Genomic DNA, 13,446 nt, shown 5'->3' with positions numbered 1-13,446 from the left:
TAGCGCAAGAGCGGGACGCGGTGTCGCGGCGTCCTACTCCAGCTCCACGTGCACGCTCGACCCGTCGCGGCCGGCCTCGACCACGACCCTGCGGCCGATGGACTCCTGCAGCTCCTCGACGTGACTGATGATGCCGACGAGCTTGTTCGACCCCGTGAGGTCCGAGAGCGTCCTGACCGCGAGCCCGAGCGACTCCTGGTCGAGCGTGCCGAAGCCCTCGTCCACGAACATCGCGTCCAGCTGGACCCCGCCGGCACTGGCCTGCACCACGTCCGAGAGGCCGAGCGCGAGCGAGAGCGACGCCTTGAACGACTCGCCGCCCGAAAGCGTCGAGGCCGGTCGCGGCTTGCCCGTGAACGTGTCGCGCACGTCCAGCTCGAGACCGGACTGCGAGCCGCCCGTGCCCGTCTGCTGGCCGCGGTGGCGCTCGAGCTCGAACCTCCCGTTCGTCATGACGGAGAGCCTGCGGTTCGCGGCGTGGATCACGCGGTCGAACCACCGTGCCTGTAGGTAGGTCTCGAAGCTCAGGCGCTCCTTGCCGGAAAGCTGCCCCGCCGCGGTCTGGGCGAGCGCCTTCACCTCCCCGTAGCTCTTCTCCACCTCGAGGGCCTGCTTGCCCAGGCGCCGGAGCCTCTTCCTCATTCCCGCGTTCGAGCTCCTGCGCGACGTCAGGGCGGCCTGCCTCCCCACGAGCCGGTCGAGCTCCTCGCGTACCTGGGCGAGCTCCGCGTCGGTGGCGTCCCTGTCCACCCTGCCCCGCCGCAGCAGCGCATCCAGTCGCTCCTGCGCCGACTTCCGGCCCGCCTTCGCGGCGGCCTCGCCGCGGCGAGCCTCCTCGTAGGCGTCGCGGGCGGAGGCCAGGCCCTCCTCCAGGGCGCGGCATGCGGCCTCCACGCGATCGAGCTGCCGCTTGGCCTCCGCCCTGCTCCCGAAGCTCAGCCCCGTCGCTATCTGACGTGCGCGCGCGGTCGCGGAGGCCACGTCGCGTCCCAGGCCGACCAGCGCCTCGCGCCGCGCGTCGCGCCGGGAGCGAAGGTCCTCCACGTCACCCGCGAGTCGCTCCGCTGCCGCCGACGCGGCGGCGCCGGCGTCCACGCGGGCGCGGGCGTCACGCTCTGCCTCGAGCGCCGCCTCCAGCGCGCCGTCGCACGCGCGTTTCCGTGCGCGAGCCGCCTCGACGTCCTTCTCGTCCAGCGCGGAGGAGAACTCCTCGAGGCCGGATTTCGCCGCCGCAAGCTCCCTGTCCGCGGCGACCCTGCGGGACCTCGCCTCCTCGACGTCCCGGCCGGCGTCCTCGAGCCTCTTGCGGGCGGCGTCCCGCCTCTTCCGCACGTCCGCCAAGGCGACTACCTCCGCCTTCGCGGCGGCCTCCTCGCCGCCGGCCGCGTCGCGCTTTGCCGCAAGCGCGGCGCGCTCCTTCGCGAGCGCGCCCTCGCCCCCGGTCTCAGCGACCAGGCGCGACAGCTCCGCCTGCGACGCGTCGAGCCGCGCGTGGGAGTCGGCCGCCTGCGCGGCCGCGTCCTGGAACCTCTCCCTCGCGGCGTCGGCCGCCCGCTCCGCGGCCTTGACCTGCCCCTCCGTGGGTACCTCCGCGGATGACGCCGCAAGGTGAGGGTGTTCCGTCGACCCGCAGACCGGGCACGCCGCCCCAGGCGCAAGGGCGCTTGCCATGATTCCGGCCTGGCCGTCGAGAAACGCGCGCTCCGCAGCCGCGTAGCGCGCCTGGGCCTCGTCGAACGCCTTCCTCGCGTCCAGGTGGAGCGACCTCTTGCTCTCCCACGCCGCGCGGGCCTCGTCAGCCTCCCGGGTACGCTCTTCCAGCTCCCCGCAAGATCTCTCCAGCTCCGCGAGGCGCCGCTCCACGTCCTTGGAAGCCGCGGTCGCACGTGCGAGGCGCTCTGGAGCCCCCGCGTGAAGCGCCTCCGCGGACTCCAGGTCGGCGACCTCCTCGCGAGCCGCCGCCTGCCTCTCCTCCGCCTGCTCGAGCGCAGACGACGCGGCCGTCGCCTTCGCGGAAAGGCCCTCCACCGTCGCCGTGCGGCGCCGCAGCTCCTCGCAGTCGCGCACCGCCTTCGCGGCGGCCTCCTGCGCGCGCCCCGCCTCGGCGCGGGACGCCTTCGCGCGCTCCAGCTCCGCGGGGGCGCCGGCAAGCTCGCGCGCCGCGTCGCGCGCCCGGGCGAGGGAGGCGTCCTTCTCGCCCAGGGCGTCCTCCGTCTTCCCAAGCTCCGCCCGCGCCTCCCGGGCCTTGCCCTCCGCGGTCGCCACCTCCGCGTTCGCGCGCTCGAGCTCGTCGTAGGCGGGCAGCTCCGCGGCAAGGGCCGCGGCCTTCCGCGCAAGCTCAGGCGCGCCCTTCGCCGCATCCTCCGCGCTCGCGAGCTCCGCCTTGCGCGTCGACATCCGGGCCGTCGCCGCCCCGACCCCTGCCGTGGCGTCCGCGAGGGCGCCTTCCGCCTCGTCGGTCTGGGCCGCAAGGTCGAGCCGCGCCTTCAGGTCGTCTTCCCGCTCGCGAAGGCGCGAGGCCTCCCCGTCCAGGGAGCCGGCCTCCGCGGCGTCGTCCTTCTCCTGCGCGTCCAGCAGCGCCACGAGGGCGTCCGCGTCCGGCGCCGCAAGCGACTGCAGACGCCCGAGCTCCGCCGCGCGGGCCTCGCCCTCCACGCTCGCAAGCGACATGATGCCGCGAAGCTGGTCCGTGACGGACTGGCTGCCCTTCTCGAGCTCGCGCTGGCGCCTTGCGAGCGCGCGCTCGAAGGCGAGGTACGGCTCCGTGCCAAACAGCTTGCGCAGGATGGCGGCGCGCTCCTTGGTGTCCGCGGAGAGCAGCTTGCGGAAGTCGCCCTGCGCGATCATCACGATCTGCGAGAACTGGTCGCGGTCGATGCCCAGAAGCTCCAGCACGCGCGCGTTCACCGCGGCGGTCCGCGTGACGGGCGGCCGCTCCGGACTGTCGAGCTCCCACAGCGTCGCGTCCGGGCCCTCCGTCGTGGTGCCCTCGCCGCGGAGCTTCGGCCGCTCGTACGCGGGGTTGCGCAGCAAGCGGTAGCGGCGGCCGCGGTGCTCGAACTCCAGCTCCACGTACGTCTTCACGTCGGGTGCCGCGAAGTCGCTCCTGAGCGTGCGCGCCTTGCGGAAGCTGCCGCTCGGCTCGCCATACAGGGCGAACGATATCGCGTCGAATATGGTGGTCTTTCCGGCGCCGGTGTCGCCGCAGATCAGGTAGATGCCAGACGTCCCCAGAAGCGAGAAGTCGATGCTTGCCTGGCCCGCGTACGGGCCGAAGGCGCTCATGGTGAGCTTGGTCGGCCTCATCTACATCACCCCTATCCCCTCGAGCTCCTCCCGCGCGATGGCAAGCTGGCGCTCCGTGGGCGCGACGCCGTTCTGAGCCTCGTAGAACTGCGAGAAGAGCTCGAGCGGGCTTTCCCGCGGCTCCTCCGTGGGCGCATCCGCCTGCGCGCCGGCGGCACGCGTGCGCGCGTTGTCGTACTCGATGCTCATGACGTTTGGGTAGGCGTCGCGCAGGCGTGCCATGGCGTTGACCTGCGGGTCTTGGTCCGTCAGGACCACGTGCAGGTAGTCCTGCGCATCCGCCGCGGAAACGACGTCCGCGCTCACGAGCTCCGCGAGCGGGCCGCGAATGCGCCTGAGGTCGTGCAGCGGCGTGAGGGGCACAAGCTCGATGCCGGGCTCTTCTCCCTTGGGACCCAGCGTCACGAGGGGCGCGGACTTGTCGTAGTCCGCCTCTGACAGCGAGTACTTCAGAAGCGAGCCGGCATAGCGCACGCAGTCGCGCCCGACGCGCTGCGCGCGGTGGATGTGGCCGAGCGCGACGTAGTCGAACGGGTCGAACACGCCGGCGTCCACGTTGTCGAGCCCGCCGACCGAGACCTCTGAGTCGCTGCGCTCGGGCGCCACGCCCGCCGCCGTCACGAACTGGTGCGCCACGGCGACGTTCCTTGCGGACGCATCGAGCGGAAGCGACGCCACGAGCGCGCGGAACGCGTCCGTGTACGTGTCCGCCTTCGCGTCTGGCAGGAAGTGGCGAATCTGCGCCGGGTGCAGAAACGGGATGGGCCACACCGCGACGGGACCGTGCTCGTCCGCGAGCATGACGGGCTCTATGCGGCCGTCGAACGCCGGCGCCATGTGGATGCCCTGGCGCGACAGCAGCCCGCCCGCGTAGGCCACGCGCTCCGCGGAGTCGTGGTTGCCGGGAATCACGATCGCCGGGACGCCGGAGTCTGCCACCCCCTGGAGGAACCAGTCCACAAGCGCCACGGCCTCCGAGCTGGGCTGCGACTTGTCATACACGTCACCCGCGACCAGGAGCGCATCCACCGCGCCCGTGCGGAGCAGGTCCAGCACCTGCCCCAGGACGTGCCGCTGGTCGCCGATCATGGGAAAGTCGCACACGCGCTTGCCAATGTGAAGGTCCGCCAGGTGAAGTAGCCTCAATCGCACCGCCCCCAAAGCTCCCGGGCCCGCGCCGGCGCGCGGGCCGAATGTGAGAATCGATTCTAGCAATGCGAGTGGACATTAATTCCCCCGGAGTGGCGATCGCGCCGCACGCGCTGGCGCACTTTGCGCGTAACGAGGGATTTACGGGGGCCGCGACGCATTGCGCACGGTCGCGGGCTATGATTGAGGGGCCAACCCCACACGTTCCCGAGGAAAGGGCAGTAAATGGTCTCACGTGTGTACGTAGAGAAGAAGCCGGGATTCGACGTAGAGGCAAAGCAGCTTGGGCACGAGCTGCGCCACACCCTGGGCGTGGGCGCCCTCGAGGGCCTGCGCATCGTCAACCGCTACGACGTGGAGGGAATCTCGAAGTCACTGTTCGAGAAGTGCATCCCCACGGTCTTCAGCGAGCCGCAGTCCGACGTCGCCACCACGCGCCGCCCCGCGGCGAGGGGCGCGAAGGTGTTCGCCGTCGAGTTCCTGCCCGGCCAGTTCGACCAGCGCGCGAACTCCGCGAGCGAGTGCATCCAGCTCATCAGCCAGGGCGAGCGCCCCACGGTTGCCTCCGCGAAGCTGTACTACCTCGAGGGCAAGCTGACCGACGCGGACGTTGAGGCCATCAAGCACTACGTGATCAACCCCGTCGAGGCGCGCGAGGCGTCGCTGTCCACCCGCAAGACCCTGAAGGTCGACTACCCGAAGCCGCCGATGGTCGAGACCCTGACCGGGTTCGGCAAGCTCACGAAGAAGCAGCTGCAGGACTTCATCGACGAGCGCGGACTCGCCATGGACCTCGCGGACATCCAGTTCTGCCAGAAGTACTTCAAGGGCGAGAAGCGCGACCCCACGATCACCGAGATCAAGATGATCGACACGTACTGGTCGGACCACTGCCGCCACACCACGTTTGGCACGCGGCTTGAGAACGTCGCGATCGACGACGCCGTGGTGAAGGCCGCGTTCGAGCGCTACCTCGAGGTCCGCCACGAGCTTGGCCGCGACGAGAAGCCCGTCTGCCTGATGGACATGGGCACCATCGGCGCGAAGTACCTCAAGAGCAAGGGCATCCTGAAGAACCTGGACGAGTCCGAGGAGATCAACGCCTGCACCGTGAAGGTGAAGGTGGACGTGAACGGCAAGGACGAGGACTGGCTGTTCCTGTTCAAGAACGAGACGCACAACCACCCGACCGAGATCGAGCCGTTTGGCGGCGCGGCCACCTGCATCGGCGGCGCCATCCGCGACCCGCTGTCCGGCCGCAGCTACGTGTACCAGGCCATGCGCGTGACCGGCGCCGGCGACCCCACCGTCCCTGTGAGCGAGACGCTCAAGGGCAAGCTCCCGCAGCGCAAGATCGTGCGCACGGCGGCCGCCGGCTACTCCTCGTACGGCAACCAGATCGGACTTGCGACCGGCCAGGTGGACGAGCTGTACCACCCCGGCTACGTCGCGAAGCGCATGGAGATCGGCGCCGTCGTGGGCGCGACGCCCGCGAGCCACGTGCGCCGCGAGTGCCCCGCGCCCGGCGACAAGATCGTGCTTCTGGGCGGCCGCACCGGCCGCGACGGCATCGGCGGCGCGACGGGCAGCTCCAAGGCGCACAACGTCGAGTCCCTCGAGAAGGACGGCGCGGAGGTGCAGAAGGGCAACGCCCCGACCGAGCGCAAGCTCCAGCGCCTGTTCCGCCGCGAGGACGCGTGCCGCCTCATCAAGCGCTGCAACGACTTTGGCGCGGGCGGCGTCTCCGTCGCGATCGGCGAGCTGGCGGACGGCCTGTACATCGACCTGAACAAGGTGCCGAAGAAGTACGAGGGCCTCGACGGCACCGAGCTCGCCATCAGCGAGTCGCAGGAGCGCATGGCCGTGGCGCTTGCGCCCGAGGACGTGGACGAGTTCATGCGCTACGCACGCGAGGAGAACCTCGAGGCCACCGTCGTGGCGAAGGTGACCAAGGAGCCGCGGCTGCGTATGGTGTGGGACGGCGAGACGATCTGCGACGTGAGCCGCGAGTTCCTCTCGTCCAACGGCGCCCCGAAGCACCAGGACGTGCACGTGGAGAGGCAGGGCTCCTACCAGCCCGACTTTGCGGGCGACACCCTCGAGGCCCGCATGCGCTCCCTCGTGGGCGACCTGAACGTCGCGTCCAACAAGGGCCTTTCCGAGCGCTTCGACTCCACCATCGGCGCGGCGACGGTGCTCATGCCGTTTGGCGGCAGGTACCAGCTGACGCCGTCGATGGCCATGGTCGCGAAGCTGCCGGTGTTTGGCGAGACCACGACGGTCAGCGGCATGGCGTGGGGCTTCAACCCCTACCTCATGAGCGAGAACCAGTTCACGGGCGCGTACCTATCGGTCGTGGAGTCCGTGGCGAAGCTCGCCGCGGCCGGCATCGACCGCAAGGCCATGTACCTCACGTTCCAGGAGTACTTCGAGAAGCTGCGCGACGTCCCGGAGCGCTGGGGCAAGCCGACGGCCGCCGTGCTGGGCGCGCTCATGGCCCAGCTCGACCTGGGCATCGGCTCCATCGGCGGCAAGGACTCCATGTCCGGCTCGTTCGAGGACCTGGACGTGCCACCGACGCTCGTCTCGTTCGCAACCGGCCTGGGCAGCGTAGACGACATCGTGTCGCCGGAGTTCAAGCGCCCGGACAGCCAGCTGTGGCTCGTGAGCCCCACGTACAAGGCCGACGGCGTGACGCCGGACGCGCAGAGCTTCCTGAAGGTGCTCGACTTCGTGCACGAGCACATTGGCTACGGCGTGGTGCTGTCCGCGTCGACCCCCGGCTACGGCTGCCTGGCCGAGCAGCTGTTCAAGAGCGCCGTGGGCAACCACATCGGCTTCGGCCTCGTGAACGAGTTCGCGGCCGACAGGCTGTTCAGGCTCGCGTACGGCAGCTTCGTGATCGAGGTGGCCGACGGCACGTTCATCCCGACGGACCGCGAGGGCTTTAACGTGGAGTACCTGGGCGGCACGTCCGCGGAGTACAAGATGTGGGTCGAGGGCCAGGAGCTCGACCTCGCCGGGCTGCAGGAGGCCTGGGAGGAGGGCATCGAGTCCGTCTTCCCGTATCGCCAGAAGGGCGAGGCCGTCAAGACCGTGACGTTTGACGCGGCGGAGCACGGCGTTTCTCGCCCGGCGCCCTTGGTGAAGGTCCCCAGGCCGCGCGTGGTGATTCCCGTGTTCCCGGGCAACAACTGCGAGTACGACTCCGCGGCCGCGTTCGAGCGCGTCGGCGCGGAGGCCGAGACGTTCATCATCAACAACCTCACGCCCGAGGCGGTCGCCGAGAGCACGAACGCCTTCGTGGAGGAGGTGCGCAAGAGCCAGATCATCATGATCCCCGGCGGCTTCAGCGGCGGCGACGAGCCGGACGGCTCCGCGAAGTTCATCACGGCGTTCTTCCGCGCGCCGCAGGTGACGGAGGCCGTGCGCGACCTGCTGCAGGCCCGCGACGGCCTGATGCTGGGCATCTGCAACGGCTTCCAGGCGCTGGTGAAGCTGGGGCTGGTGCCGTACGGCGACATCCGTCCCATGGACGAGAAGTGCCCCACCCTCACCTTCAACACCATCGGCCGGCACCAGAGCAGGCTCGTTCGCACCCGCGTGGCCTCGAACCTCTCGCCCTGGCTGTCGCAGGTTCCCGTGGGCGAGGTGGACACCATCGCCATCAGCCACGGCGAGGGCCGCTTCGTGGCATCCGACGAGCTGCTTGCCCAGATGGAGGCCGCGGGCCAGATCGCCACGCAGTACGTGGACGAGGACGGGGTGCCCTCCATGGACCTGGACGTGAACCCCAACGGATCGGTGCTCTCCATCGAGGGCATCACGAGCCCGGACGGCCGCGTGCTGGGCAAGATGGGCCACACGGAGCGCTCCGGCAACGGCCTGTACAAGAACGTGCCGGGCAACAAGTACCAGAAGCTCTTCGAGGGCGGCGTCGCGTACTTCAAGTAGAGGCGGTCGGCGCAAGGTAGCAGCAGGCGGGGTCGGATGCGCACATGGCGTCCGGCCCCGCCTTTGCGTTGCGGACACGTCGCCGCAGGCCCCGCCTAGCGAGCGAGCATCCTGCGCATGGCCGGGCGCGACGTCATCTGCTCCAGCACGTCAAGCAGCTCGTCCGCCTGGTAGAACACCCCGCGACGGCGGTTTCCCATGGGCGTGAGCATACCGTACTCGCACGCCCGCGCGATAACGTCACGGGCAGCCCTAGGGGTGATCTGCAGATGGTCCGCCACATGGGCGACGCTCACGACGGGCTGCGCCACTAGCACGGCCGGAAGCCTCCGTATGGCAGAGCCCCTGCGCTCGCCCATCTGCTCCTGCCAGCGCTCGATTATGTCGTCTATCTGCCGCGTCGCGGATTGCGCCAACGCAAGCGCAACCTCAAGGGCATCCACAAGCTCTCCCACGATCGGCCGCACGTCGCCGTCGTGATAGCTCTGGAGCGCGCCCATGTACGAATCCACATCGTGCAGCAAGCCGGAAGATATGGGCAGGGTTGCATGCCTCAGCACGTCGTGGTAGCAAAGCCAGCGGTGTAGCAGCGCACGTCCCGTTCGCCCGTTGCCATCCACAAACGGATGGATGGTCTCGAACTGCGCGTGTGCCACGGCCGTCTGGACCACGGGATCGAGGTCGTCGCGCCGGACGAACGCCATGAGGTCGTCGAGAAGGGCGGGCACCCGCTCCTGTGACGGCGGCACGAACGCAGCCCCCTGCGGCCCAAAGGCGCTGCCCCCTATCCACACCTGCTCGTCCCTCAGCTCGCCGCCAAAGGACTCGCCCGTCACGCTCATGAGGCTCGCATGCACGCGGAGCACGTCCTCCACACTCGGCTCCCCCTTAAGCTCGATAGCCTCACGCATGGCGCGGACGTTGCCCGCAATCTCGCGCGAGTTTCTGGGCGTCGTTGCGTCGAGCTCCGCCAGGGCGACGTTTCGCACGCTTGCAGTCAGGTTCTCGATGCGCGAGCTCGCGGAGGACTCGCTCCTGAGCAGCAGGGCTGGCAGGTCGTAGCCGCGCACCGAAAGCAGCGCGTCAAAGCGGATGAGCTCCGATTCCACCTCCATCGCATGGCGAAGCAGGTCGGCAGGAGCCTCGGGCGTAAGCTGCGCAATCATGGGTGGCACCGCGGCGCAGTAGGTCTCCCCTATTTTCCTACGCGCACTTTTTGACATGAGCGCGCGGTCATCATCGTCCACATGCCATCCAAGCTCCTCGTACCCAACGAAAGGCCAAGTGCTCTTCTCGTCCATCCACGCCCCCCATCGCTTCCTCTAGAAACTCCCTATCGGAAGTTAATGATACTTCACTTCCGTTAGGAGCACCTTAGCGGAAGTGAATCACAGTTCACTTCCGCTAGTACACGCAAAAGGGAAGTAAAGCTCCGCACAAAGCTAGTCGATGGCGTCGCCAATGGCGAAGCGTCGTTCAGCCACAAGCGCGTACCAACTCGTTGCCATAGCTTTTCTCTATAGATATCGGTAGATAACCGATAGTTTTCTATTACCCCGCGAAGCCCGATACTCTAGGACGCCGGGCGAGAAGAGCCGCCCGCGCGCCAGAAGACGGCAACCCAGACGAAAGGTCTTGACATGTCCTACAAGCACAACTCCCCCTTCCGCTTCGACGTGGTCGGCAGCTTCCTCAGGCCGGACGTCCTCAAGCAGGCCCGCGCGGACCACGCGGCCGGCCTCATCACGGACGAGCAGCTCACCTGCGTCGAGGACGTGGCGATTCGCGACCTCGTGGCAAAGCAGAAGGAGGCCGGTCTGCACGTGATCACGGACGGCGAGTTCCGCCGCAGCTACTGGCACCTTGACTTTATGTGGGGGCTCGGCGGCGTCGAGCGCCGCACCGCCCGCGAGGGCTACCAGTTCCACGACGAGGAGACCACCGCAGACACGGCGGTCGTCGTGGGCAAGATCGACGGCGCCAACCATCCGTTCGTGCGGCACTTCGAGTTTGTGAAGGCGCTCGAGGGCGACGGCCAGGTGGCGAAGCAGACCATCCCCGCGCCGATCCAGACGTACAGCGAGGTCATCCTGGACCGCACGGACGGCCAGGTGGAGAGCCTGCGCAGCGTCTACGCCACCAACGAGGAGCTCGCGGCGGACATCGCGGCCGCATACCGCACCGTGATCGCAGACCTGTACGCCGCAGGCTGCCGCAACATCCAGCTTGATGACTGCACGTGGGGCATCTACTGCGACCACGACTTCGTCGCGAAGACCGGCCTCGCGCCCGTCGACATCCAGAAGGTGTGCGAGCTGGGCGTGCGGCTCAACAACGCCGCGCTGGAGGGCAAGCCGGACGACCTCACCGTCACGACGCACGTGTGCCGCGGCAACTACCACTCCACCTACGCGTTCGAGGGCGGCTACGACCCCGTGGCGCCGTACCTGTTTGCGAAGGAGGACGTGGACGCGTTCTACCTGGAGTTCGACACGCCGCGCGCCGGCGGCTTCGAGCCCCTGGCCCACGTGGCGCCCGGCAAGAAGGTCGTGCTGGGGCTCGTCACGTCCAAGCAGCCGGGGCTCGAGGACGAGGACCTGCTGGAGCGTCGCATCCGCGAGGCCGCGCAGTACGTGCCGCTCCAGAACCTCTACCTGTCCCCGCAGTGCGGCTTCGCCTCGTGCGAGATCGGCAACAAGCTGACGGAGGACGAGCAGTGGGCGAAGGTCGCGCTCATCAAGCGCGTCGCGCGCAAGGTCTGGGGCGGCGAGGACTAGACTCGGCCTCGCCGTTCGCCCGCGCCATGCGTTGCGGTTAGAATCTACGGTATCGATCGCATCGGGCCGCGCCCTCGTGGGTGCGGCCCCTTGCCCACCGTCGGGCCAGCGCGGGAGGGAGGCACCGTGGACCAGGACCCCATGAGGGACGAGCGCGTGCGGGATGGCCGTGACGGCACCCCCGACGAGGGCGACAGCCGTGCGCGCCAGGTGCTGGACCGCATTATGCGGGGCGCCTCCGAGCGGGAGCGCGCGATTTTCTCGCAGAGGACCTTCGGCGACGAGCCGATCCTGCGCACCGGCGCCGACCTGCGCCGCGAGCGCAAGGCCGCGGCGAGCGCGGCATCCGAGACGACCTCCGCCGCAACCCATGTGCACGCCACCCACGCCGACGCCGCAGACGCACGCCCCGCCCCGCTGCCCGGCGCCCCCGGGCGAGAAGAGCGCGCCGCCCTTCGCCGCGCGGCGCGTGCGGAGCTTCCGCCCCGTCCGCGGCCCACGCATGACGACGCCCTCCGCCAGCGCAGCTGGCTGGACGAGCTCGACGCGCCACTCGATGCGGACGGACCCTCCTCCGGCTGGCCGTACGACGGCTGGACGTGGCCCCACCCGGACGTCGCGCCGTCCCACCCGCGGCAAGACGCCCGCAAGGCGGCCGCGCGCGCCGGCAGAAACCTGCCCCAGACCCTGCGCGAGCTGCGCCGGCTCGAGACCGAGCCGCAGCCCAACGGCACCAGGCTCACCGGCGTCAGCCTGTTCGTGGCACAGGCGCGCCTTGCCGCCGACTACGAGGACGACTCCGCCCCGTCGCCTTTTGGCGTTAGGTACCGCTACAGCGTGTCGTACCGCGACCTCTCGAACGAGGAGCTCCGCGGCTACTTTGCGTGGCGCACCGCGTGGCGCGCACACCGCGAGGACCGCATCCCCTACACGTACGGCCACATCCTCGCGGCGGAGCTCGTGAACGGCGTCGGCGCAAAGCCCGGCATGCCCTGCCTGAAGGAGCTGATCCGCCTGCGAGACCGCGCGGCGGAGCTCGACGCGGACGGCATGGCCTCTGGCCTCGCATTCGACGCGCGCCGCTGGATTCGCGACTACGCGGTGCTCCACAACCTCCCGGCAGAGTTCGCCACCTCGGCGGACGAGCGCGCCTTCGCCCAAGCGGTCGCCACGCTTCGCACGGCGGAACGGGCGGTCCTCTGCGAGGCCGGCGCCCGCGACCTCACGCCGCAGGACATGCCCGCGCACGTTCCCTCCGACGCAGACGTCTGGAAGGCGATGGCCGTGCTGTCCTCGTACAACGTGGAGCGCTCACCGTTCCTGCGAAACAACCCCCAGTCCGCCGCCGCGGTCGGCGCGGCCGTGTTCCGCGCGCTTGCCAGGCACTGCGGCAAGCGCCGCAAGACCAACCTGGTGGACGGCCTCGTGGGATGGGAGTCCAACGTCGGCTGGTTCCCGTTCCCGGACCTCCCGTGCACGCTGCCCAAGGAGCTGCCCTCCCCCACGTACCGCATCGACGCGTGCACGCGCGTGACCACGCTCGCCGGGCGCTGGTTCATCCGCCGCGGCTACGAGCACGCGGGTAAGAGCCGCGACCTCGGCCGCATCCTGCGCGCCATGGACCGCCAGATGCGCGAGGACTGGGACGACCCACGCGCCCTCAAGCCGCGCCCCCTCGCAAAGTACCTCGAGAAGATCATCGTCCAGGCGTCCGCAGAGCAGCGGCAGCGCGAGCTCGAGGCAGAGAGCCGCAAGATAGTGATCGACCTCTCCAAGCTCGGTGGCATACGCGCCGCGGCGGCAACCACGCGCGAGGCCCTCCTCGTGGACGAGGAGATCGAGGACGAGCCAACAACTACGGCCGAGGGCTTCCCCATCGCCCCGCCCGCCGGCTCAGGCGAGAAGAGCGCGGCCCCCGTCGCCGCGGCTTCGCTCGCCACAAGCAACATGCCCGCGGCGGCAACGCTGGCCACGCAACCAGACCCGACCACGGCGGTGGACGACGACATACCGTGCGGGCTGGACGACCTCGAGCTCCAGGTCGTTGCACGCGTGTCCGAGGGTAAGCCCTTCTCGGACCTTCTTGGCCCCGGTAAGCCCATGGCATCCGTGCTGATAGACTCCATTAACGAGAAGCTGTTTGACGAGCTTGGCGACACAGCCATCGAGTACGTCGACGGTGAGCCGCGCCTCGTTGCGGACTACGTCGAGGACGTTCGCGACATCTGCGGGCTCTAAAATTGACAAAAGAACATCTGTT

Annotated in this window: 6 protein-coding genes; 3 read left to right on the top strand and 3 right to left on the bottom strand. The window is 69.3% G+C overall.

The window, feature by feature from the left end; genetic code table 11:
- Positions 1-33: 33 nt before the first annotated feature.
- A complete protein-coding gene (locus HF885_RS00605) occupies positions 34-3,306 on the bottom strand; it encodes an AAA family ATPase (protein ID WP_170103046.1) in 3,273 nt (1,090 codons plus the stop codon).
- Positions 3,307-4,452, bottom strand: a complete 1,146-nt coding sequence (locus tag HF885_RS00600; RefSeq protein WP_170103045.1) for an exonuclease SbcCD subunit D — start codon at positions 4,450-4,452, stop codon at positions 3,307-3,309.
- A gap of 228 nt (positions 4,453-4,680) precedes the next feature.
- Here HF885_RS00600 and HF885_RS00595 point away from each other — a divergent pair, with 228 nt between their 5' ends.
- A complete protein-coding gene (locus HF885_RS00595) occupies positions 4,681-8,409 on the top strand; it encodes a phosphoribosylformylglycinamidine synthase (protein ID WP_170103044.1) in 3,729 nt (1,242 codons plus the stop codon).
- Between the two features lie 95 nt (positions 8,410-8,504).
- On the opposite strand, the gene HF885_RS00590 is transcribed toward HF885_RS00595, so the two are convergent.
- Positions 8,505-9,710, bottom strand: coding sequence for a Fic family protein (locus HF885_RS00590; RefSeq protein ID WP_206109706.1), 1,206 nt, complete (start codon positions 9,708-9,710; stop codon positions 8,505-8,507).
- 339 nt (positions 9,711-10,049) lie between these two features.
- Between HF885_RS00590 and HF885_RS00585 the strand changes: the two genes are divergently transcribed.
- A complete protein-coding gene (locus tag HF885_RS00585) occupies positions 10,050-11,186 on the top strand; it encodes a 5-methyltetrahydropteroyltriglutamate--homocysteine S-methyltransferase (protein ID WP_170103042.1) in 1,137 nt (378 codons plus the stop codon).
- A 126-nt stretch (positions 11,187-11,312) separates the two neighbouring features.
- Positions 11,313-13,424, top strand: a complete 2,112-nt coding sequence (locus HF885_RS00580) for a TerB N-terminal domain-containing protein (protein ID WP_170103041.1) — start codon at positions 11,313-11,315, stop codon at positions 13,422-13,424.
- Positions 13,425-13,446 lie beyond the last annotated feature (22 nt).

Source organism: Parafannyhessea umbonata (assembly GCF_012844235.1).
In the GTDB taxonomy this organism is placed as follows: Bacteria; Actinomycetota; Coriobacteriia; order Coriobacteriales; family Atopobiaceae; genus Parafannyhessea.
This window is presented reverse-complemented; position numbering and strand designations above follow the sequence as displayed.